The 21728-nt window shown below is 55.6% G+C and carries 19 protein-coding genes; 9 read left to right on the top strand and 10 right to left on the bottom strand.

The window, feature by feature from the left end:
* Positions 1–51 precede the first annotated feature (51 nt).
* From FHG12_RS00560 to FHG12_RS00550, 3 genes are all read left to right on the top strand, one after another.
* Positions 52–438 (top strand): hypothetical protein, encoded by a 387-nt coding sequence (locus FHG12_RS00560; RefSeq protein ID WP_139513566.1) that lies wholly within the window; start codon positions 52–54, stop codon positions 436–438.
* 45 nt (positions 439–483) lie between these two features.
* Positions 484–1512: a DoxX family protein gene (locus FHG12_RS00555; protein ID WP_139513564.1), complete on the top strand. Its 1029-nt coding sequence runs from the start codon at positions 484–486 to the stop codon at positions 1510–1512.
* A 442-nt stretch (positions 1513–1954) separates the two neighbouring features.
* A complete protein-coding gene (locus FHG12_RS00550; protein ID WP_139513562.1) occupies positions 1955–2701 on the top strand; it encodes a phenylalanine 4-monooxygenase in 747 nt (248 codons plus the stop codon).
* A 117-nt stretch (positions 2702–2818) separates the two neighbouring features.
* Here the strand turns inward: FHG12_RS00550 and FHG12_RS00545 are convergent, their stop codons facing one another.
* Entirely contained in the window at positions 2819–3361 is a 543-nt protein-coding gene (locus FHG12_RS00545; RefSeq protein ID WP_139513560.1) for a hypothetical protein, read from the bottom strand.
* 226 nt (positions 3362–3587) lie between these two features.
* On the opposite strand from FHG12_RS00545, the gene FHG12_RS00540 reads away from it, so the two are divergent.
* A complete protein-coding gene (locus FHG12_RS00540; RefSeq protein WP_139513559.1) occupies positions 3588–4385 on the top strand; it encodes a LytR/AlgR family response regulator transcription factor in 798 nt (265 codons plus the stop codon).
* A 3-nt stretch (positions 4386–4388) separates the two neighbouring features.
* Here FHG12_RS00540 and FHG12_RS00535 read toward each other — a convergent pair whose 3' ends face one another.
* From FHG12_RS00535 to FHG12_RS00505, 7 genes are all read right to left on the bottom strand, one after another.
* Positions 4389–6590 carry a tetratricopeptide repeat protein gene (locus FHG12_RS00535; RefSeq protein ID WP_139513558.1) on the bottom strand — a complete coding sequence of 734 codons (2202 nt, stop codon included), beginning with the start codon at positions 6588–6590 and terminating at the stop codon, positions 4389–4391.
* 62 nt (positions 6591–6652) lie between these two features.
* Complete coding sequence (locus FHG12_RS00530; protein WP_139513557.1) at positions 6653–7123, bottom strand: Mpo1 family 2-hydroxy fatty acid dioxygenase; 471 nt, start codon at positions 7121–7123, stop codon at positions 6653–6655.
* 167 nt (positions 7124–7290) lie between these two features.
* Positions 7291–8169, bottom strand: coding sequence for a dienelactone hydrolase family protein (locus FHG12_RS00525; protein ID WP_139513556.1), 879 nt, complete (start codon positions 8167–8169; stop codon positions 7291–7293).
* A gap of 76 nt (positions 8170–8245) precedes the next feature.
* Positions 8246–9616 carry an ABC1 kinase family protein gene (locus FHG12_RS00520; RefSeq protein WP_139513555.1) on the bottom strand — a complete coding sequence of 457 codons (1371 nt, stop codon included), beginning with the start codon at positions 9614–9616 and terminating at the stop codon, positions 8246–8248.
* A complete protein-coding gene (locus FHG12_RS00515) occupies positions 9616–10248 on the bottom strand; it encodes a TetR/AcrR family transcriptional regulator (protein WP_139513554.1) in 633 nt (210 codons plus the stop codon). The genes FHG12_RS00520 and FHG12_RS00515 overlap by 1 nt, the downstream gene beginning before the upstream one ends.
* Before the next feature lie 48 nt (positions 10249–10296).
* Positions 10297–11604: a cryptochrome/photolyase family protein gene (locus FHG12_RS00510; protein ID WP_139513553.1), complete on the bottom strand. Its 1308-nt coding sequence runs from the start codon at positions 11602–11604 to the stop codon at positions 10297–10299.
* 21 nt (positions 11605–11625) lie between these two features.
* Positions 11626–12342: an SDR family NAD(P)-dependent oxidoreductase gene (locus FHG12_RS00505; protein WP_139513552.1), complete on the bottom strand. Its 717-nt coding sequence runs from the start codon at positions 12340–12342 to the stop codon at positions 11626–11628.
* Between the two features lie 203 nt (positions 12343–12545).
* On the opposite strand from FHG12_RS00505, the gene FHG12_RS00500 reads away from it, so the two are divergent.
* The 3 genes from FHG12_RS00500 to FHG12_RS00490 all read left to right on the top strand — a co-directional run bounded on the left by FHG12_RS00500 (position 12546) and on the right by FHG12_RS00490 (position 17787).
* Positions 12546–15995 (top strand): pyruvate carboxylase, encoded by a 3450-nt coding sequence (locus FHG12_RS00500; protein WP_139513551.1) that lies wholly within the window; start codon positions 12546–12548, stop codon positions 15993–15995.
* Between the two features lie 140 nt (positions 15996–16135).
* Positions 16136–16903 carry a hypothetical protein gene (locus FHG12_RS00495; RefSeq protein ID WP_139513550.1) on the top strand — a complete coding sequence of 256 codons (768 nt, stop codon included), beginning with the start codon at positions 16136–16138 and terminating at the stop codon, positions 16901–16903.
* Between the two features lie 119 nt (positions 16904–17022).
* Positions 17023–17787: a hypothetical protein gene (locus tag FHG12_RS00490; protein WP_139513549.1), complete on the top strand. Its 765-nt coding sequence runs from the start codon at positions 17023–17025 to the stop codon at positions 17785–17787.
* 6 nt (positions 17788–17793) lie between these two features.
* On the opposite strand, the gene FHG12_RS00485 is transcribed toward FHG12_RS00490, so the two are convergent.
* Entirely contained in the window at positions 17794–18276 is a 483-nt protein-coding gene (locus FHG12_RS00485; protein ID WP_165699257.1) for an META domain-containing protein, read from the bottom strand.
* Positions 18277–18376: 100 nt separating this feature from the next.
* Between FHG12_RS00485 and FHG12_RS00480 the strand changes: the two genes are divergently transcribed.
* Positions 18377–19735, top strand: a complete 1359-nt coding sequence (locus tag FHG12_RS00480) for a M20/M25/M40 family metallo-hydrolase (RefSeq protein ID WP_139513547.1) — start codon at positions 18377–18379, stop codon at positions 19733–19735.
* Between the two features lie 49 nt (positions 19736–19784).
* On the opposite strand, the gene FHG12_RS00475 is transcribed toward FHG12_RS00480, so the two are convergent.
* Positions 19785–20645: a transporter gene (locus tag FHG12_RS00475; protein WP_139513546.1), complete on the bottom strand. Its 861-nt coding sequence runs from the start codon at positions 20643–20645 to the stop codon at positions 19785–19787.
* A 104-nt stretch (positions 20646–20749) separates the two neighbouring features.
* On the opposite strand from FHG12_RS00475, the gene FHG12_RS00470 reads away from it, so the two are divergent.
* Positions 20750–21691 carry a DUF3078 domain-containing protein gene (locus FHG12_RS00470; protein ID WP_139513545.1) on the top strand — a complete coding sequence of 314 codons (942 nt, stop codon included), beginning with the start codon at positions 20750–20752 and terminating at the stop codon, positions 21689–21691.
* The last annotated feature ends 37 nt before the right edge of the window (positions 21692–21728 follow it).

Raw genomic sequence — 21728 nt, 5'->3', positions numbered from 1 at the left:
AACAGGGCGTTGCTTTGGGGCATCCTTTCACCCTTCTAACTCTCTGATCTTATGCGTACTCTGATTATCACGCGCCAGCGAACGGCGGTAGGCTTATTTGGCGGCCTCATGTTGCTGGCGGCCGCTTGCTTTGGCAGCGTTCATTCCGATCTGTTCATTGAACCCAGCCACCAGTTTGTGCTCGGTGGTGGCCAGCGTGGCGCTTTCATGGTAGTGGCCCGCAACGTAGGCCCCACAGCAGTCGAAGCTCTAGAACGACCCGCTACTGGCAAACTCATGTCCAAAGCCATCTTGAAACTCGGGCAGCAAGTTACGCTCCGGTTTGCGTCTGGTTCGGCGGCCGTGCTTGCGAACCCTGCCGCCACCACGGCGCACCTAGACTTACAGATTACCGGCGATACGGACTTGAGTATGAGCACCGAAGCAAAGCGCCCATAAAACGGCTCGCGCAACTAATCTCCTCACTCTTGCTTGTGTATCGTCATGAAAAAACTGCTGTTTGCTACTGCACCCTTTTCTTCGCGCCTGGCCGATGTGGCTTGGCTGTTGTTCCGTCTGCACCTGGGCCTGTCCATTGCCATCGGGGCGGGTTGGTCGAAGCTGATAAACCTTTCCACGGCCCAAGAAAGCGCCAAGCTGGCTAGCGGAGCCACGGCTTTAAGCCCGCCCGATTGGTTTGTGCAACAGGTTGCTAATCTTGGTTTTACGTATCCTTCACCGTATTTCTGGGCTTGGCTGGCCACCTGGGGCGAGTTTGTGGGTGGCTTGTTGGTGGCCGTGGGGCTGCTTACCCGCTGGGGTGGCTTGCAACTGGCGATCCAGTTTCTGCTGATTGCGTTTTTGTGGTACGACGCGCCAGAACCAATTCTGGGGATGTATTACCAGCAACTGCTTTTCTGGGCCTTCGTGCTCGTGACGACGGTAGGGGGAGGCCGTTATTCGCTGGATAACTGGCTGCAACACCGGTCTTTAGCACCTGCGGCAATCAAGGTGACGGCACCCCAAATAGCATTGCTGGCCTTAATGGTAATTGGCGCAACCGGAAACGCCTTGGCCCAAAGGGCAGGTGCAACCACCAGCGTAGCTGAGTTCAACAAACTGCTTCGCAACGACTGGACCGGCACGCTCACGTACCTTGATTATCGTACTCAGAAGCCGGTAACGTTGCCCACTACGCTCAGCGCAACGCAAACGGCACCTCGTCAGCTCACCTTAGCTTTCACCTATCGCGAATCGGCCACCCGAAGCGTGCTGGGCCAGGATACACTCGTGTTTTCGGCCGATGGCAGGGAAATAACGTGGTCCTCGAAGCTCCGGGTGGTGGCCAAAACCACATCTACACCCCAAGGGCTGCACTTGGTACTCGAAGGTCCCGGTAGGGATGACAACAAGCCCTGTACTATCCGCAAGACTATTGACCTAAGTGAGCAGCATTGGTCGGTGGTAAAAGAAGTGAAGTACCAAGATGGGCTGCAATACTTCGTGCGAAATCGATATCAATTTGAACATTAAGAAGTTACTAAAACAGTAATTAGCCTTTTAACAGAATGATTGATTGGAAGGCGATACTGGGCTTTAAACCGTAATGGTTGCGAGTATATATAATGCGTTTTCGCAAAATGACCCTCTACTAAAAGGAGATATGGTTATAAAATTGATAATTCTTCAAATAAGCCCTTATAATTTGAGGTCATAACTTCAATAGAAGAATATATAACTTAAAAATGCCCTCAAATTTTTTCTTGCCCTAGTATATCTTTTATGTAAGGTTATCTATATATTTGCTCCCGTTATGATGCTCCAACAGTCTGTGAAATGCTTTGATCTGACAATTAACCGTCCTGCGGGGAACGGAGTCGGGCTGCATTGCCGGTACAGAAACTAAGAGAGCAACATGCTACTTCACCTCTGAAAACCACAAAGCCCGACTCCGCAAGGAAATCGGGCTTTTTTTATGTCCAAAGCCATGTTCACGCAACACTACGACCAGTACACTGCCCAAGATCAATTGGTGTGGAAAGTATTGTTCGACCGCCAAACGGCCTTGTTGTACAAGCGCGCCGCCGCTGCCTTTGGCAAAGGGCTAAGCCGTGTGGGGTTCCATCGCGGCGCCATCCCTAATTTCGATGAGGTAAGCGAGCGGCTTTACAAAGCCACAGGCTGGTCGTTGGCACCTGTGCCGGGCCTGCTCGACGCGCCTACCTTTTTCGGGTTGCTGGCTGAGCGGAAGTTTCCGGCTACGGCCTGGATCCGGTCGATGCAACAGTTCGATTTTATCGAAGAGCCCGATTTGTTTCATGGTCTCTTTGGGCACGCGCCGCTGCTGATGGACCATGCTTTTGCCGACTTCCTGCATTTTTTGGGGCACGTAGCCGGGCAGCATCTCAACGATCCGGCGGCGTTGCAGCAGTTGCGGCGGTTGTACGGCTTTACCGTCCAGTTTGGCTTGGTTACCGAAAACGGCGCTCCCAAAATATACGGAGCCGGCTTGTTGTCGTCGGCGGGCGAAATCCACCATTGCATCAACGACGACACGCCGCGCAAGCCTTTCGACTTGGCTAAGGTGCTCAACACGCCGTACAGCGAAGCGCGTTTTCAGGAGCAGTATTTCGTGCTCAACTCGTGGGAGCAACTCACCGAAAGCGTGGCCGAACTGGCTGCGTTGCTCGCCACGGGCTGGCAGCTCAACCCCGTGGAGTAACTTGCTGAGTATAAGTTTATTAGATTATAATAGCTTGATTTTCAAATAGATACAAAAGGCCGGTCGCGCATTGCGTGACCGGCCTTTTGTGCAATAGGAGTGATTAGATTGCGTCAGTTACTTGGCCTTGCCGGTCACCTCGAATTTGATGGTGCCTTTCACCTGCATCGCGTCTTGGATGGCTTGGCGCGTCGTACCACGCAACTCCACGGTGAACTGCGAAGCCTGCAAATACTGCTTTAGGTCGTCGCCGTTTTCAACCGTCACACTAATGGACTGGGTGTTGGAGGCGGGATTTTGAAAAGAGCCCAGCTTGGCCGATTGGCCATTGGCCGTGAGGTAGCATTCGCCACTGGAAATAGCGCCAAAATTGGAAGCCGAACCCGCTTGCAGCTCAAACAGCACAGATTTAAGCACCACTTTATCGACGGCCGCTTTGTTTTTGTCGAGTTCAGCCTGTAGGGTCGAGCTCTTGCTGGACGAGGTGGTAAATGTCGATTGGGAAGTGGGTTGGATGGCGAAATTCAGGTCGGCGTAGTTCAGGCCAAAATTGACCTTGATGGCATCCTTGATCTTGTTGCAGGAAGTAGTGGCGGCACCGGTGACCAGCAATACTACCAGCAAAATCAGGTGAGAGCGAAGAGAGTACAGGTTTTTCATAACGGTGGAGTTTGGAAAATGAAGGAAATAGGTGTGAATTTGTCGGGTAAAGCGTTGGCAGAAGCGCCTTTAGCAAGCGCCTCTGTTTCGATTTCGACTGAAAAATATTCGTACTTATTCGAAGCTGCCCGTCGAAGTCTACCAACCGACGCCCAAAGTCGGCCGAGTGGCCGCGGCGTCTACGAACTAGCTTTTATCCTCTCCGGAATTCTTATTCCTAGCTGCTATGCCCTTGAGATACCCGGAAGCACCCCTGCGCTGCGTCGTGCTGGAAGATGATTTATTGGTCCGCGAACTCGTCGGCAGCTTTGTCGAGCAGATTCCTTCGTTGCAGCTAACAGGCTTGTACGAAGACGCTATGCTGGCCTTTGAACATCTGGCTCAGCAGCCTACCGAGTTGTTAATCAGCGATATCGAGATGCCGCGCCTCAATGGGCTGGAGTTGGTTCGGTCGCTGCGGCAGCCGCCCTTGGTCATCTTTATGACGTCGCATCGGCAATACGCCGCCCAAACCTACGAGCTTGATGCCGTCGATTATTTAGTAAAACCTCTGACGTTTGAGCGCTTTCTCCGTGCCGTCGATAAAGCCCAGCTTATGGTGAGTGCTCGCCGCCAATGGCAGCAGGGGGCGGCCGGTTCGGGTACGACAGCCCCGTCCGATTCGGAAGCGCAGCCCTTGGAAGTAGCTGAAGATTACTTCTTTATCCGTACCGAATTTCAGTTTGTAAAACTGCGCTACGCCGATGTGGTTTATGTAGAAGCCATGCGCGACTTCACCAAGATTCACCTACTCGACGGCACTGTGCACATTACCCTGGTCAACCTCAAAAACATCGAGGAGCAACTGCCTAAGAACCTGTTTGTGCGCACGCACCGCTCTTTTCTGGTCAATGCCAGCAAGATTGAGGTAGTGACCAACCAGGATGTGAAGGTGAACAAAATGTCGGTGCCCCTAGGGCTTACATTTCGGGATGTAGTTACAGAACGGGTTGTGCAGCAACGACTTATCACGCGGAAGCCTTAAGTCTTAGGCCACCACGCTGAGGGCGCCTGCCCGCGGTAATGTAAAATGAAAGGTTGTGCCGTGGCCTGGTCCTGCGCTCTCGGCCCACAAGCGGCCGCCATTGCGCTCCACAAAATCGCGGCACAGCACCAAACCCAGTCCGCTGCCGGGCTCCTGGGCAGTTCCGACGGTGCTTTGCGGCGAAGCAGCCGGTCCCAACAGCTGCTGCAAAGTTTCGCCATCCAACCCCACACCCGTGTCGGCGACCGACAGGCGCCATTGCGCATCGGCCTCGGTGGCCGCAACGGTAATTCGGCCACCCTGGGGCGTAAACTTGATGGCATTGCTAAGCAGGTTGCGCAGCACCAGCCGAACCATGTCGGGGTCGGCCCAAGCCCATTCGTCGCCTTCTAGTAAATGGCTGATAGTGAGATTTTTATGCTCAGCAGCAGTGCGCAGGAGTCTAAAATTCTCATTCACCGCTTCTTCCAGAAGCAGGCTTTCGGGGTTTATGCGTTCGGAAGCCTGCATCTGCACAGCTGCCCAGCTGAGCAGGTTATCGATGAGGGCCAGCGTCTGGTCGAGGGTTTGGTTGAGGCGTTGCGAGTACTGCATCAGCTTTTCTTGGGGGAGCTGCCGGATGTTCAGCAGCGACACGAACGCGTGCAGCGAGTTGAGTGGCCCGCGCAGGTCATGGCCGATGATGGAGAACAAGCGGTCTTTGGTGGCGTTGAGCTGCGCCAGCGTGGCCCGTTGGTGGTCGATTTCGCGGTTTTTGCGGCCCAGTAGCTTATTCACACGCCACAAGGCCAACCCAGCCAGCAGCACTACCAGAAAGCCCACCGCCAACCCTACTACTACAAAGCGCTGCTGCCGAAGTTGTTGCGCCTGAATCTGTTGGTCTTTCCGCAGCGTCGATACGCGGTTACGTTCTTGGCTTAGCTCAAAGTCGCCTTGCAGCTTGCCCAGCGCCTCCGACTTTTCCTTGCTGAATAAGGAATCCTGCGTGGCATTGGCAATCTCCGTGTACTCTAGCGCCTGTTTGTAGTCGCCACGCTTCTTGCGCAGCTGAGCTAACAGCGTGGCGGCTTCGTAGCGGCAATTATACGTGCCTAGCTTTTGCGCCAACGCAAGACACTGGCTTGCAAGCTTTTCAGCCTGAGCGGTTTGTCCAAGTTTGGCATAGGTATCGGCTAGGTTGAATTGCGCCGAAAGAATCAGGCTCTGGTCGGCGCCTTGCTCGAGCAAATGCAGCGCTTGCTGATGATAGGGCAGGGCTTTCTGAAGCTGGCCAGTCTTCGTCAGCAAGTTGGCCAACACCGCAATGCTGGCCCCTACATCGGCGGGTTGATGGAGACTTTCAAAAATCTTCTTGGCCTCCAAAAACAGCCGCTCTGCCTCCGTATTGTGGTTTTGCTTGGAGTTAAGCACCCCCATATTGACATAAAACCGGCCTAGCGTGTTGCGCTCCGCCGGGTCCTCTGGCTTGAGCAAGGCCAGCCCTTTCTGGTAATATTCGAGTGCCCGCGGAATATTGTCTTGGTCGTCGTAGAGGTTGCCAATGCTGGCGTACGTGCGCGCCAAAGCCGACGTGACCCCAACTTTCTGCTGAATCTTTACGGACTCCAGATAGCACTGCAAGGCACGAGGAAAATCGCCCTTCTGGCTGTACGTAAAGCCCATATCCGACCATGCCTTGAAGGCGCGCTTCTCATCGTGCAGGGCAGCACACAGCTTCATGGCTTTTTGGGCAGTTGCCAGCGCTGCGTCGTAATTGCCTTGCGTATTGTACACCACGGCCAAGGTATGGTAGATAGAAGGCAGCTGGCTTGTCGTTTGGGTACGTTTTGCTGCGCTCTCGGCCTCTAGAAGCGACGCAACCGCTTCGGGCAATTTGGCTTGGCGGGAGTATGCCTCGCCGATATAATACAAGGTGCGTGCTTCACCAACTCCAAAGTGCAGGGTGCGCGCCAACGGCAGGGCTTGCCGGAGCAATGCTTGGGCCGTGTCGTAATGGGCAAGATTCAGGTGCGTCCAAGCCAAAGCATTGAGGGTACTGACGCGGGCAGTGTCGCGGCCTTCGACGGCTAGCCGATGGGTGAGGCTATCCAAGGGCAACACATGGGTAGCTGCGGCCTGGCCTTGTTCAGGTCCGAATAGTAAAAATGCGGCTAGTAAAAAGCTGAATGTAGCGGTTTGGCAGAGGCGTAAGTAAAGGTGTTGCAAGAGGCGGAGGTTTAAGTTAAATATCTTATAGTGAACGAGTTAATGCAAAGGTTGTTAAGCGTTCAATAATGCCACCCTAGCCGTTGGTAAATAAAATGCAACAGCCAGAGCGGCCCGATGAGCAAAAATTGCACATCTTTTAGAAAGCTAGGCTTTTTGCCTTCTACCTTATGCCCCCAGAATTGTCCAACCCAAGCGAGCACAAAAATAATGAGGCAGATCATCCAGAGTGGCACTGCCGATTGGGCATCTAGGAGCCGTAAAAGCCCGACGATAACTGCGCAGACGACGATCATCCCCAGGGCGAGCGGTACCGATAACCGTAAGTAATACACTATTGCCAGCACCATCACAACCGTAGCCAAGTTGAGCCACGGGCTGGTTTCGCGTAGGGCCGCGGGCATCGGTACCGACCACAGTAAGCCCAGCAAGCTGAACATGATCAGGGGGACGCAAATCCAATGTACGCGCTTATTGGTGGGGTTTTGATGACTTTCCCCATATTCAGAAAGCAAGTTGGTGATCGTAGCCATGAGTCGGGTGGGAGACAAGGGTGAAACACTAAACCAAGTGTCATAATCCGGAATAAAGTATAGTAAATCTATTGGATTTTCGGGGGTTATCAAATACCCGAGTACCAACAAAAAAGCCTCCGTCACGAGCGTGACGGAGGCTTGCTGTAAAAGCAAAAGTGTAGAGGTTAGCTCTTGAGCTTTAAGTTCTTACGTAGATACGCCAGTGCCAGCGCATGCGCATCAGCAGCGTACTGCTGGTTGTACTTGGGGTTGGAAGGATTGGCGAAAGCGTGCACCGCATCGTAGTTCTTTACGGTTAGCTTTTTCTTGGCAGCAGCCATGTCCTTCTGAAATTGCTCCACGATCTGGGGAGAAATGCCTTTGTCCTGCAGGGCAAAAATACCTAACACGTCCGTATTCAAGGTTTTAAGCTTGGCGACGTCCTTTTCTGGCATGCCGTAGTACATCACGCAGGCCGCGGCTTTTGGGCCGGCCATGAGGGCAGTTTGCAGCGACCAGCCGCCGCCGAAGCACCAACCGATGGAGGCAATTTTGGCATTTGGCCCAGCATACATGATGGCCCCTTTGATAATGGCCTGAGCCCGATCCGTTTTGACGCCCTGCATTATTTTGCCGGCTTCATCGGGAGTGGTAGCCACTTGGCCATCGTAAAGGTCTAAGGCAATGACGTTTACACCGGGTAGTTCGCTGGCAAACGTGGCGGCTTCCTTCTTGATGTAGTCGTTCAGCCCCCACCATTCGTGGATCACAAACAGGTACTTGTCGGAGCGGGTGTTGCTCTTGATCTCAAAGGCCTTAGCAGATTGCCCATCCGTGGTTTTGTATTCAATCATCTGGCCCTCACCCTCATACGAATAGGGCAGGGGTGCGTCGTGGCCGCCGGAAAAGTCTTTGTCAGAAGCCAGCATCGCGAAGGCTTCGGTCGCGGTGGGGCCGCCGGGCTTGGCGCAGCAGCTCAGCGTGCTTTGGCTGGTGGCTTTTTGGGCCGAAGCCATTGTCACCACGCTCAGGAGCGTGATGCATAGAGTCCAGATTCTTTTCATGAGGGAATTTTTGGGTGAGTAATAGATGTGTTTGTGTTCAGGATTATAAAACAAGAACTAGCTGATGTTCAACGTATTAGCTTGCCGTGCGTACTGCGGCTTTCAGCTCGGTCAGGAGCGAATATAGCCCAACATACGTCCGGTTGACGTATATAAAATGCTCAGAACCACGCGGTTCGCGTTGCTGACGAAGCTCGGGTTGCTGCATCAGGTCATCGCTCAAGGCGTAAAGGGCCTGCATATAGGATTCGTCGCCAAAATCGAAGGTGGCTTGGCGGAACGGGCGCCCCACTAGTTCCAGCGACGCCCGTATGGTACGCAGGTAAAGCTCGCGCTGAGCCGGCGCATCGTCGGGGCGCAACACGCCGAGTTCCGTCAGTAAGGTTTCAAACCGGGTAGCATCCGTCAGCGACTCAGCCGCCAGCAGCGCGAAGAAGCGTTGGTGAAACTCGGCCGGAATGTTCTTCACGCACCCAAAATCCAGCACGCCCACGGTGCCCCCGTCTTTTTCCTGCAATAGGAAGTTACCGGGATGCGGGTCGGCATGAACTTGCAACAGATTGTTAATCTGATGGTTATAAAAATCCCACAGCGCCTGCCCGAGTTGGTTGCGCACGGCTTGCGCAGGATTGGTTGCTAAGAATTCTTTCAGGTGCTGGCCGGGCAGCCAGTCCATGGTCAGGATGCGAGCCGAGGAAAATTCGGGGTAATAGCGTGCGAACTGCAAATGAGGCAACTCCGCGCACAACGCCGCGATTTCGGTGCCACGGCGTAGCTCCAGCTTGTAATCGGTTTCTTCGAGCAGGCGCGCTTCTACTTCCTCCAGGTAAGGCCGCACCTGCGCTTCGTTGAGGCCCAGCACGCGCAAGGCAATCGGCTTGACCAACCGAATGTCGGACCGGATGCTGTCGGCCACGCCGGGGTATTGCACTTTCACGGCCAACTCCCGGCCATCTTTTCGGGCAAAATGCACCTGCCCAATGCTTGCTGCCTGCCGGGCGTTGATGTCAAACTCATCAAACACATCGTAAGGCGAACGGCCGAGCGAATCGCGAAACACCTTGATTACCAAGGGCCCCGACAACGGTGGGGTTTGGTACTGCGCCTGCGCAAACTGATCGGAGTAGGCGCGGGGCAGCATGTTTTTCTCCATTGCCAGCATCTGGGCTACCTTCAGCACCGAGCCTTTCATCTCGCTAAGCGCGCCGTAGAGCTCGGCAGCGTTGGCGGCGTGTAGGTCTTCGGTAGTGCTTTCGGCGCCTACCGAGCGGCGGGCGTAATGCTTGACGTAATTGGCCCCGACTTTAAAGCCGGTTTTGGCGAAGCGAGCCGCCCGTGCCACTTTTGTAATTGGCAGTGAATCAAGTTGTTGGCTAACCGATTCGGGTGTCTCGAAGCCGGGCGTATCTAGTCCTGAAGTTTCGGGTGGGGTTGAAAGCTCTGACATTAGCGGCGGTGCAACAGGAAGCGAGCCAGGTCCAGCGCCGAATCCAGGGAATTACGGCCTACCAGATCGAAGCTCAGCGTAACGGCTTTTTCAACGGCCGCGTCGGTGCGTTCGAAGTTCAGCGAGTCGTCTTTGGCAAAATACCCCAGCACAAACAGCGCCTGCTGCCAGAACGCCCGTGGGTAGCCATCTTCCAGCTTTGGCCGGCGGGCTACTTCCTCAGTTCGGTGGCCTTCGCGGAGCAGTTCGCGCACAAACTGCTCAAAATCCTGCCGGAAATCGTCGAGGATGCGCGGCGTCAGGCCCGGCACGCGCGGCATGTGCCGGTGCAGCGACATGAGCGCGTAGCTGCGGTTTTGCTTCAGAATTTCGAGCAGCGTATAGTAATAGCTCAGCAGCTTTTCGCGGGCTCCGTAGGTTTCCCACACCGGCTCTTTGGAAGCACGCTCGCGCGACTGGCGGCTAAAATCAGCCCAGATATCGCGGTCAATGGCTTCGAAAGTTGCGTAGTAGCGGTAAAACTCGACTTCCGGCAGCCCCAGCTTCTTGGTGAGCTTAAACACCGACGCCGGCGCGTGGCCTTTGCGCAGCACGTAATCGAGGTAAGCTTGTTTGATGCGTTCTTTTTCCATAGCTCAATTACAACCACTTCAGGTGGGGCAAAGTTGTTGGGCAACAGCTTATTCTGTCTGCTTGCGGGCGGCGCGCAACGTGGTAATGGCGCGTTCGCGGGCAAACTTGTGGTCGACCATGGGCTTGGGGTATTCGCAGGTGCCAAACTCCGGTATCCATTGCCACGCCGAAGCAAGCTCCGGATCGTATTGTTCTTGCTGACTCTGAGGGCTATACACCCGAAACCAAGGCGCTGCCACCGCGCCCGTGCCCGCCATCCACTGCCAGTTGCCCACGTTGATGGCCTGATCGTAATCCAGCAGCTTGTCGGCAAAATATCGCTCGCCCCAGCGCCAGTCGATGAGTAAATGCTTCACCAGAAAGCCGGCCGTAGCAATGCGGGCGCGGTTGTGGAGGTAGCCGGTTTGGTTGAGTTCGCGCATACCGGCGTCCACGAGCGGGTAGCCGGTGCGGCCCTCGCACCACCGCCGAAATTCCTCTTCGTTGTTGCGGTAGGGCACGCGGCGCAGCTTCGGGTCGTAGCTCTCGGTGGCGGTAAATGGAAAGTGCCAGAGCAGCATCATAAAGAAATCGCGCCAGATGAGCTCCGCCAACAACTTGGGATTTAGCTTACGCGCTTGGGCCATGAGCTGCCGCACGCTCAGCGTACCAAACCGCAGCTGCACACTACGCCTCGTGGTGCTATCGACGCGGCCCAGAAAGTTGCGGGTAGCGTGGTAGTTGCGCACAATTTCTTCGGCCGGTAGCTCGCTTACGGGCACGAATTGCTCGTAGCGCTCAAAGCCCATTTCGGCCAGCGTCGGGCCGGGCGGGGCAGCGGGGAGTTGGGCTAGATGCGTCGCAAAAAGCTCGGCGGACGGATACGGATGTAAATGTTCGTCACGCAGACGTTCTAACCAAGCATTGCGGTAGGTGCTGAAATTTTTGTGCGGCGTTCCGGATTTGGTCAGCACCTCGTTCTTAGCAAAAATGACTTGGTCCTTATGCTGCGAAAACAGAATGCCGCGCTGCGCGAGCAACTCAGCAATCGCCGTGTCGCGCTCGGTGGCGTACGGCTCGTAATCTTCGTTGGTATAAACGGCGGCTACTTCGTATTCGGCTATTAGTCTGGTAATTACCTCAGCGGGCTTTCCGTAAAGCGCCAACATTATGCCACCGGCTTGCTGCGCCAGTTTTTCCACTTCGTCATAGATGAACGTCACGCGGGCGTCGCGGGGGCTGGGCAGCGCCTCCAGGATATCCGAATCGTAGATAAACAGCGGCACAACCGGCAAGCCGCTCTGCAAGGCCGCCGCAAGGCCAGCATTGTCGTGAAAGCGCAAGTCACGGCGGTGCCAGAATAACGCTATTTTCATAACTATCAGTATATTAATTGGTTACTTAAGGCGTGACATGCCGCCGTCAACGGGCAATATTTGTCCGGTAATGAAGCTGCCGTGTTCGGAGAGGAGGAACGAGGCCATGTAAGCGAGGTCTTTCGGCTGGCCGATGCGCTGCAACGGGTGACGTTTGGCGCTGGCTTCGGCTTTTTCGGGCGTGTTAAGCAGTGAGGCCGCCAACGGCGTATCGGTCAGCGAAGGCGCAATGGCGTTCACCCTAATATTGCTGGCCGCATACTCGGCCGCCAGCGCGCGGGTAAGGCCTTCCACGGCGGCTTTGGCGGTAGCAATGCTCGTGTGAAACGCCATGCCCGTATCGGCGGCTACGGTGCTGAAAAGTACGACCGAAGCCCCGTTGGCTTTCTTTAACCGTTTCATTGTCAGCTGCAATACCTGCACGGCCCCAAGCACATTTAATTCGAAATCGCCGCGAAAATCGTCCAGTGGGATTCGTTCAAACGGCCGAAGCTTGATGCTGCCGGGGCAATACACCACGCCGTGCAATACTTCCGGCAACGTATCGAAGGTGGTAGGGGCAATTATTTGGGTTGCATCTACCTCATAATGAGTGGTTTGTAACTCAGCTAATTCGGGAGAAAGGTGGCGGGAAGCCGTAAACAAATGGGCGCCCAGCGTGTGCAGAAGCTGCGCGGTGGCCAGCCCAATGCCGGAAGATGCTCCAACAAGGAGAATGTTTTTTTCGGAAAAATCCATATTGGAGCCAAGGTTGAGGTTCGGCTTAACAAACTGACCTGTAGGATGAAAGTTTGAAAGACGTATCTTAAACCGCGATTATGTAGAATAAGAGGTCTGCGAAAAATAGCTTCTAGCAAAAATTCGCTGAATTTTATTGCTTCACTCTTTCGCTCCTGCTTTCGTCTTCAACCTTCCCTTTCTGCCACAACTCTCTACCGAGCATGAAAATCCGCAAATTGATGGTTGCCAACCGCGGCGAAATTGCAATCCGCGTGTTGCGGGCGGCCACGGAATTGGGTATCCAAACGGTCGCCATCTATACCTACGAAGACCGTTACTCGCTGCACCGCTACAAAGCCGATGAAGCCTACCAAGTGGGTCGCGACGACGAACCGCTCAAACCGTACCTGGATATTGAGGGGATCTTGCTGGTTGCTAAGGAGAACGGGGTCGACGCCATTCATCCTGGCTATGGGTTTCTCTCGGAAAATGCTACGCTGGCCCGGCGCTGCCAAGAGGAAGGCATCATTTTCATCGGTCCGCGGCCGGAAGTAATGGAGGCGCTCGGCGACAAGGTGCGGGCCAAAGAAGTGGCCGTGCAATGCGAGGTGCCCATCATCGAGAGCAGCGAAAAAGAACTCAACGACTTCGAAACGGCCCGCGATGAAGCCAGTCGCATTGGCTACCCCGTGATGCTGAAGGCAGCGGCGGGCGGCGGCGGGCGCGGCATGCGCATCATCCGCGACGACGAGGAACTGGAAAAAGGCTTCTTTGAAGCCCGCAACGAAGCCTTAAAGGCGTTCGGCGACAACACCGTGTTTCTGGAGAAGTTTGTCGAGAAGCCCAAGCACATCGAGGTGCAGCTGGTCGCCGACAGCTACGGTAACATTGTGCACCTATACGAGCGCGATTGCTCGGTGCAGCGACGCTTCCAGAAAGTGGTGGAAATCGCTCCGGCCATTTCGCTGCCCGATCACCTGCGCGAGAAGCTCTACGACTACGCGCTGCGGCTGGGCAAGGCCGTGAACTACAACAACGTAGGCACGGTCGAGTTCTTGGTCAACCCCGAGCACGACCGCATTTACTTCATCGAAGTCAATCCGCGCATTCAGGTAGAACACACTGTTACAGAGATGATTACGGGGATTGACTTGATCAAGACCCAGATTTACATCGCCGATGGCTGTGAGTTGGCGGACCCCAAAATCGGGCTGGGCCCCGATACGAAGCCACCCAAAATTGGGGTGGCCATTCAGTGCCGCATCACTACCGAGAACCCCGAGGAAGACTTCAAGCCCGACTACGGCACCATCGTAGCGTACCGCTCGGCGGGCGGGTTTGGCATTCGCCTCGACCAAGGCTCTGTGTTTCAGGGCGCTAAGATTTTGCCCTTCTTCGATTCGTTGCTGGTGAAGGTGTCGGCGCAGGCGCGCACGCTGCCCAACGCCGCCTCGCGCATGTCGCGCACGCTCGATGAATTTCGCATTCGCGGGGTGCACACCAACATCCAGTTTCTGCAGAACATCATCTCGCACCCCGACTTTGTCAGCGGCAGCGCCAATGTTGATTTCATCAAGGATCACCCGGAACTGTTCAAGTTCAAGGCCCGGCAGGACCGGGGCACGCGGTTTTTGCAATTCATCGGCGACATCATTGTAAATGGCAATCCTGATGTCAAAAACCTGATGGACGAGCGCCACGATTTGCGCAAACCTCACCTGCCCGAATACGACCGCTCCGCGCCCTTTACGCCCGGCACCAAGGATAAGCTGACGGAGCTTGGACCCGATGCATTTGCCAAATGGCTCCGCGCCGACCCCCAAATTCATTACACCGACACCACGTTCCGCGACGCGCACCAAAGCCTGCTGGCCACGCGCATGCGCACCTTCGACATGATGAAAGTGGCGGAGCGCTTCGCCAAAATGCATCCGCAGACCTTTTCCATGGAAGTCTGGGGCGGCGCTACCTTCGACGTGGCCCTGCGCTTTCTGCACGAAGACCCGTGGGAGCGGCTGGCCCAAATCCGGAAGGCGGTGCCCAATATTTTGCTGCAAATGCTCATCCGGGGCGCCAACGGCGTGGGCTACAAAGCGTATCCCGACAACCTGATCGAGCGGTTTGTGCAGCAGGCCTGGGAAACCGGCGTCGATGTATTCCGCATTTTTGACTCGCTCAACTGGATGCCCGGCATGGAGTCGTGTATTGGGTTTGTGCGCAACAAAACGCAAGGCTTGGCCGAGGCCAGCATTTGCTACACCGGCGATATCCTCGACCCCAAGCGCAACCAGAAATACAACCTCCAGTACTATACGCGGTTAGCCAAGCAGATCGAAGAAGCGGGGGCGCACATCCTGTGCATCAAGGATATGGCCGGTTTGCTCAAGCCGTATGCGGCCACCGAACTCATTGGTGCTCTGCGCGATACGGTAAGCCTGCCCATTCACCTGCATACCCACGACACCTCGTCGTTGCAGGCGGCCACGTACCTGAAGGGCGTGGAAGCCAACGTGGATGTGATCGACGTGGCCATCGGCTCGCTCTCGGGCCTCACCTCGCAGCCCAACTTCAACAGCGTGGTGGAAATGCTGCGCGGTCAGCCCCGGCACCGGGAGTTTAACCAGCAGTCGCTCAACGAGTTCTCCAACTACTGGGAAACAGTGCGGGAGTATTACTACCCGTTTGAATCGGGCCTGAAGGCCGGTACGTCGGAGGTGTTCCAGCACGAGATTCCGGGCGGGCAGTACTCCAACCTGCGTCCGCAGGCGGCGGCGCTGGGCTTAGGCGATAAGTTCGAGTTGGTCAAAAAGACCTTTGCCGACGTCAATGCGCTGTTTGGCGACATCGTGAAAGTGACGCCTTCGTCGAAAGTGGTGGGCGACATGGCCTTGTACATGGTCACGAACAACCTCACGACGCAAGACGTGTTGGAGCGCGGGCAGGCGCTGAACTTCCCGGAGTCGGTGCAGTCGCTGTTTCGCGGCGACATCGGGCAGCCGGAAGGAGGGTGGCCGGCTGAGTTGCAGAAACTCATTCTCAAAGACGAGAAGCCCTTCACCGACCGGCCCAACGAACACCTAGCGCCCATCGATTTCGACGAGGAGTGGAAAAAGTTTGAGGAGAAGTTCGGGTCTGGCGCCAAGTTCACCGATCTGCTTTCGTACCTGCTCTACCCAAAGGTATTCGAGCAGTACTGGTCTCATTATCAGCAGTATGGCGATGTGTCGTTGGTGCCGACGCTGGTGTTTTTCTACGGCCTGAAACCCGGCGAGGAAACCATCATCGACATTGCGCGCGGCAAGTCGGTGATTGTGAAGCTGCGCTCGGTAGGGGAGCCCAACGACGACGGCTGCCGCACCATTTTCTTCTCCTTCAACGGCCAGACGCGTAACCTGGAAGTGCGCGATAAAGCCGTAGAAGTCAAGACCATACGCAACGCCAAAATCGACAAGGGCAACCCCAAGCAGATAGGGGCGCCGCTGCAAGGCATGCTCTCGAAAGTGCTGGTGCAAAACGGGCAGCAGGTGAAGCGCAATACGCCGCTGTTCATTATCGAGGCGATGAAAATGGAAACCACCATCACTGCTCCCGACGATACGACCGTGCAAAGTCTGCACCTAGGTGAAGGCACGCTGGTAAACGCCGACGACTTGGTACTGACGCTGGGGTAATTGTGTAAGAAGAGCTAGTAATCTTTGATATTTTATCCATAAATATCTAATAATCAGATGTTTATGGATAAAATATCTTTTGTGCAGTGTGCTGACCTAAGAAAAACTTATATTCAAAAAGCGTTTTTCTTCGGGCGAATATGAAGCACCTTTCTACTTCGAAGTTCTTCGGCTTTCTGCTGAGTGCAGCCGTGCTGCTACTTGTGGCATCGCGGGCAGCAGCACAGGTGTACGATCCTGCCAAAATGGGAGTGCAAGCCAACGAAAATCTGAAGGATCTTACCCGCGGGGCCAACGTGATTGCTTACGACAACCGCTACGAAGGCATCAGGGGGACGCCTTTTGCGTTTTCGCGCTGGCTGCCTGCCGATCTGGTGATGACTTCCAACGCCAAGCTGCACGTGGGCGCACTGAAATTCGACGCTTACCAACAGCAGTTTTACATCAAGTCGCCGGATAAACGCGATTCGTTGCTTATCGATTCGCGCCGCATTGCCCGTTTTACCCTCATCGATTCGGGGGCCTTCGAACCGGCCACGCAAGGGCCTTGGGTCCACCAATTTCGGCGGTTTGCAGAAGCGCCCGTGTCGATGCAAGCCAACGAATTTGTGGAATCCCTTTACGAAGGCCGCTATGCATTGCTAAAACGCTACGGCAAGCAGCTGGTCAAGGCTAATTACATGGGTGCCTACAGCCAAGACCGGCGCACGGATGAGATGATCGACCAGATTCAGTACTTTCTGCGGCGGCCCACCGGTAGTGTGGTAGGCATCAAGCTGAATACGAAGTCGTTAGCGGCAGCAGCGCCTGAACTGGCCGCTCCATTACAGGGCGAAACCGGACATCGGCAGATCGGTACGGAGCAAGAATTGATCACTTTCCTCCGAACTCTTGATAAGGCAAAATAGCCCTGCGGTCTAACCCGGCAAGGGACACTATCCGGAGAAAGTACAACGAATTGTACTTGTGCCGAACAGGAAAGCCTATATTCGTACGTTGTATAGTTTTTCTTACCAACGTACTATTTATGTCTGTTCGCGCACAGTTGTTTGCAGCTTCCTTATCCGCGTTATCGCTTCTGACGGCCACCGGCGCTTTGGCGCAGCAAGGGGGGCTCGACCCCGCCAAACTCGGCCTTAATGCCAATGAAAACCTGCGGGCCTTAGCTGGGTCCAGCAATACCGCTATGGTTTTCGACAACCGTTACGAAGGCATCAAAGGTACTCCCTACGCAATTCCGCGGTGGCTGCCGGCCAAGCTGGCCCTGACTTCCAATATTCCGGTGGCGTCAGTTTTGCTGAAGTACGATGTGTACAAGCAGCGCCTTCTGATCCGCGACCCATCCCGGCCCGATTCGCTGCTGCTGGATGCCAACAAAGTGACGGGCTTCGCCCTGACCGATCCTTCGGCACCCGACGTGGCTACCGGGCAGCCCCGCGTACGGCAGTTCCGCCGCTTTGCCGAAGCCCCCGTCGCTACCCAAAAGGCCGAATTTGTGGAAGTGCTCTACGAAGGCAAGTATTCCCTGCTGCGTCGTTACGCCAAAGAAATGGAGAAAGCCGACTACAAAGGCGCCTACAGCACCGACCAGCGCTTCGATGAGCTAACCGACAAATCGATTTATTACCTGCGCTCACCCGAAGGCGCGGTTGCGCCTGTCAAACTCAACCTGAAAGCCTTGCAGGCCGCCGCGCCCAGCCTGGCCCCGGCGCTAAAAGCTGAAGGCAGCAAGCGGCCGCTCAAAACGGCTGAAGATGCTGCTTCGCTGCTGCGCGCCGCCGAAGGACAATAGCGTAGTTTAGCGCAATACAACCGCCTGAAGCATCAGAAGGGGTTGGGCGCTGTCGGAGCCATACAGGGCTAAGTTATCACTATGTAGCTCATAATGAGTTACTTGTTCTAAGCTGTGCATCATAAGATTTTCGGTGTCAAGCTGAGGGCAAGCCATTTTGGTTGAAAGCAAATTGCTTATGCTCAGTCCGTTCAGCTCAGAAGCTACAAAGCGCCCCGAAAAGCGATTGCAACCGGCATTACCCTCCGCAACGTGATTCTCGCCTAGGCGCAGGAGTAGGTACAGCTCCCGGCCTCCTTCGGGCACCGTTACGGGCGCGCCATTGAGCTGCCGAACTACCCACCGGGTATTGAGCAGGGGCGAGTCGGGCTTTGCCGATGATGAGCTGGAACCGGGGTTGGAAGCGGCTGGCTGAGCGCTTTGGCAAGCCGCCAGCAGCAGGCAGCATACGCCGAAAAGCCAGCTGTAACGAAGCAAAGATGAGATCATGTTCACAGCATTAAACGGTTGAAAAATCAAGTGATATAATTGCTTCGCCATGTGAATAACGAGTGAAGCTCAACGCTACCCAAAGTTTTTACCTTTGATCATGCAGAAATCCCTTTTCATAATACTCTTAACCTGTTTTGGTTTCACTTCTGTAGCCCAAAACCTCGCGCCTAAACCTGCAAAGCTGCCGGCTGGTGTCTCAGCCGCTACCGTGGAGCGCGTAGTCCGGGCGCTGACTGCCGACGACATGCAGGGTAGAGCTTCCACCCAGCCCGGCGGCCTGAAGGCTGCCCAATTTTTGTCTGCGGAGTTCAAACGCATTGGCTTGCAGCCTATTACGGGCCTTGCTGGCTTCGAGCAAACTTTTTCGGTGTACGAAACCAAGCCCCAAACGCTGGCGGTAACGCTCAACGGTGCTGCGGTGCCCGCCGAAAATGCCGCCATTGCGTCGGGGCAGGCGCAGGTCAATTGGTCGGAAGCCGATGCCACGCCGGCGCGCGTGGTGATTGTGGGCGCACAGGAAGCTAACCCCATGCAGACGGTGCGGCCGTTGCTGGCGTTGCGCGAGAACACGCTGGTCTTGGTCGATCCGGCGCACCGGGCCCGCTTCCAGCAGCTAGCAGCTTACTTGCGGCAGGGCTCCGTACGACCTGAGCAGCCTGGTCCCAATTCGTGCGTGGTAGTGCTGGCTCCGGCGCCGGCCGATGGCAAGGTCACGTTTCAGGTGAAGGCCACGGCCACCGTGCGGCCCGTGGAGCTGCGCAACGTGGTGGGCGTGCTGCCCGGTCGCTCCAAAGACAAGGCGCAAGCCGCTGAAATGGTGGTGTTTTCGGGGCATTACGACCACTTGGGCACCATCCGGCCCGTGGCCGGCGACTCCATCGCCAATGGCGCCGACGACGACGCCAGCGGCACGACAGCCGTAGTGGCGTTGGCCGAGTATTTCAAGAAGAAAAAGAAAAACGCCCGTACGTTGGTGTTTGTGGCCTTCGCGGCCGAAGAAATCGGCGGCTTCGGCTCGCAGTATTTCTCCAAGCAAGTCGATCCGGCCAAAGTGGCGGCGATGTTCAACATCGAAATGATCGGCAAAGTGGCCAAGTTCGGTCCGAATACGGCCTTCATCACTGGCTACGAGCGCTCGGATTTTGGCAAGCTACTCCAGCAAAACCTGCAAGGCACGCCCTTCCGCTTCGAGCCCGATCCGTACCCCGAGCAAAACCTGTTTTATCGCTCCGACAACGCCACGCTGGCTCGCCTCGGCGTACCGGCCCACACCATCAGCACCGACCAAATCCCGACCGACAAGCTCTACCATTCCGTCGACGACGAAGTGGAAAGTCTCGATTTGGCCAACATGACGGCCGTGATCACCGCCATTGCGCGCAGCGCAACCGGCATTGTGGCCGGCCAGCAAACGCCCCAGCGCATTGCGCCCGAGAGCGTAGGGCAGCGGCCGTAGTACACTAACTAATAAAGCCGTGGGCGGCAATAAAATAACTAATTGATTATCAATTAGTTATTTTATTGCCGCCCACGCGCATGCTCAGGCCGGCCCCAACCGAAAAGCCGTTGGTGGGTCCGCCAAAGCCTTGCCCAGCCGTGGCGTCGAGGCGCAGGCCAGGGAGTGGTCGCCAGTACAGGCCCGAAGTAAGACCCGGTGCCAATTTTTCCGTTTGCCGCCAAGTGGCGTAGGTTTCGGCGAAGAAGCCAAAGCTGCGGCCCAGCGGCCCGTTGAGCGCCAGCGTGCCCAAGTATTGGCCCACTTTGGTATCGGCTGCTTTGAAGCCGCGTTGCCGAAAACCAAGGTTGGCTTCCAAGCCAAAACGTTCGCCCAATTGCTGCGAGATCAATAGGCTTGCTGACGGCTCGTAGGCTTTGTTGGTGAAGGAAGCATCGCCGTTGGGAAGGGTCATTTCGGCCAACACAACCACTTGGGAGCGAGCATCTTGGTTGGTCGATGCCAAAAACTTAGCTCCTACTGTGAGCGGCATAAAGCCTGCCGGAAAACCCGGCACCGGAACCCCATTTTCGGGGCGGCCGGTGGCAGTTGGCAGCGCGTGGAGGTAGCCCTGCGAGGCCCGCAATTCGATGTGATTGAAGAAGCCCACCCGCAGCAGCGCCGTGGAAAGGGAGCGGCGAGTGCCCAAGTTGGGGTCGGCGGGCTTGAAGCGGAGGATGCCGGTTTCGAGCTGCACCTGGCCGGGGCGAAGCATGTTGGTGGTCACCGTTTGACCGGGGCGGTCGGGGCGGATGTTGTGGGCGAAAGGCGTGTCGGCGTTACCGATTTCCTTGTCAACAGTTTGGGCCAGGGTGCGGGCCGGGCCGGCGAGCATAAGCCCGGCGGCGGTCAGCAGAGTGGTCTTGCGCATTCCCTCCGACACCGGTAAAGACGAGAAAGTTCGACCGGTGTTTATATAGTTACATTAGTATATTAGGATAAATTTTAATTTATGTGTCACGAAATCTGAGGGTTATGAAACGTGTTTTTATTGGGCTGCTTGTGGCGGCAGGCTTGGCATTGGAGCAGCCAGCATCCGCCCAGGTAGTCGTTGTTGACTCGGCCACCGATCTGCCCCCCGAGCCGCTTTGGAAGAGAAGCTTTAAGGCCGGTCTTAATTTCACCGAAGCCACACTGTCGTCGAATTGGCGGGGCGGGGGAGTCAATTCATTCGGCCTCAATACGCTCTTGAATGCGAAGGCCAATTACAAGCTTGACGCCGCCAGTTGGGACAACGAAGCCGACCTGCTCTACGCTTTCGTATCGAACAAGGGGCAAGGCTACCGCAAGAACCTCGACCGCATTTTTCTAGATACCAAATACGGCCGCAGCCTTAGTCCGCATTGGGATACGTTTGTATCCCTGAACCTACTGACGCAGTTTGCGGCTGGCTACAAGTACAGCAAGGACGCCAACGGCAACGAGCGGGCGCAGATCCTGTCGTCCACGTTTGCGCCGGCTTATGTTACGGCCGCTTACGGCTTCGAGTACCATCCAACCGATTACTTCAAGGTGCGGCTGTCACCGTTTGCACCGCGCCTCACGATAGTTGGTCGTAATCAGCGGTTTATGGAAGCTCTAGGCGATCGGCCCTACGGTGTACGCCCCGGTCATTCTACCCGGTTTGAAGTCTTGGCAGCGCAAGTGTTGGCCGAGTTCGACAAGGACATCGCCAAGAACGTAAATCTGAAAGCCCGTTATCTACTTTTCGCCAACTATGGCGACAATTTCGCTCTGCGCCGCATCGATCACCGCTTGGATGCCGGCCTTACTGCCAAAGTGAATCGCTACATCAACGTGGCGCTAACCGGTATCATGCTCTACGATTACGACCAGGATCGGGGGTTGCAATATAGCCAGGGCCTGACACTCGGTTTCCTCTATACCATCCAGAACTACAGCGACGATAAAAAGTAAATACTTGATTGTAAGGTATTTACAATATAATGCCTTC

Source organism: Hymenobacter jejuensis, assembly GCF_006337165.1.
Taxonomy (GTDB): Bacteria; Bacteroidota; Bacteroidia; order Cytophagales; family Hymenobacteraceae; genus Hymenobacter; species Hymenobacter jejuensis.
Note: the sequence above shows the minus strand (reverse complement) of the source record. Positions and strands in the feature narration are given on the sequence as shown.

Bases quoted from the DNA above. Each gene is read 5' to 3' on its own strand.
- FHG12_RS00560 (WP_139513566.1), top strand. From the start codon at position 52: ATGCGTACTCTGATTATCACGCGCCAGCGAACGGCGGTAGGCTTATTT.
- FHG12_RS00555 (WP_139513564.1), top strand. From the start codon at position 484: ATGAAAAAACTGCTGTTTGCTACTGCACCCTTTTCTTCGCGCCTGGCC.
- FHG12_RS00550 (WP_139513562.1), top strand. From the start codon at position 1,955: ATGTCCAAAGCCATGTTCACGCAACACTACGACCAGTACACTGCCCAA.
- FHG12_RS00545 (WP_139513560.1), bottom strand. From the start codon at position 3,361: ATGAAAAACCTGTACTCTCTTCGCTCTCACCTGATTTTGCTGGTAGTA.
- FHG12_RS00540 (WP_139513559.1), top strand. From the start codon at position 3,588: ATGCCCTTGAGATACCCGGAAGCACCCCTGCGCTGCGTCGTGCTGGAA.
- FHG12_RS00530 (WP_139513557.1), bottom strand. From the start codon at position 7,123: ATGGCTACGATCACCAACTTGCTTTCTGAATATGGGGAAAGTCATCAA.
- FHG12_RS00525 (WP_139513556.1), bottom strand. From the start codon at position 8,169: ATGAAAAGAATCTGGACTCTATGCATCACGCTCCTGAGCGTGGTGACA.
- FHG12_RS00520 (WP_139513555.1), bottom strand. From the start codon at position 9,616: ATGTCAGAGCTTTCAACCCCACCCGAAACTTCAGGACTAGATACGCCC.
- FHG12_RS00515 (WP_139513554.1), bottom strand. From the start codon at position 10,248: ATGGAAAAAGAACGCATCAAACAAGCTTACCTCGATTACGTGCTGCGC.
- FHG12_RS00510 (WP_139513553.1), bottom strand. From the start codon at position 11,604: ATGAAAATAGCGTTATTCTGGCACCGCCGTGACTTGCGCTTTCACGAC.
- FHG12_RS00505 (WP_139513552.1), bottom strand. From the start codon at position 12,342: ATGGATTTTTCCGAAAAAAACATTCTCCTTGTTGGAGCATCTTCCGGC.
- FHG12_RS00500 (WP_139513551.1), top strand. From the start codon at position 12,546: ATGAAAATCCGCAAATTGATGGTTGCCAACCGCGGCGAAATTGCAATC.
- FHG12_RS00495 (WP_139513550.1), top strand. From the start codon at position 16,136: ATGAAGCACCTTTCTACTTCGAAGTTCTTCGGCTTTCTGCTGAGTGCA.
- FHG12_RS00490 (WP_139513549.1), top strand. From the start codon at position 17,023: ATGTCTGTTCGCGCACAGTTGTTTGCAGCTTCCTTATCCGCGTTATCG.
- FHG12_RS00485 (WP_165699257.1), bottom strand. From the start codon at position 18,276: ATGATCTCATCTTTGCTTCGTTACAGCTGGCTTTTCGGCGTATGCTGC.
- FHG12_RS00480 (WP_139513547.1), top strand. From the start codon at position 18,377: ATGCAGAAATCCCTTTTCATAATACTCTTAACCTGTTTTGGTTTCACT.
- FHG12_RS00475 (WP_139513546.1), bottom strand. From the start codon at position 20,645: ATGCGCAAGACCACTCTGCTGACCGCCGCCGGGCTTATGCTCGCCGGC.
- FHG12_RS00470 (WP_139513545.1), top strand. From the start codon at position 20,750: ATGAAACGTGTTTTTATTGGGCTGCTTGTGGCGGCAGGCTTGGCATTG.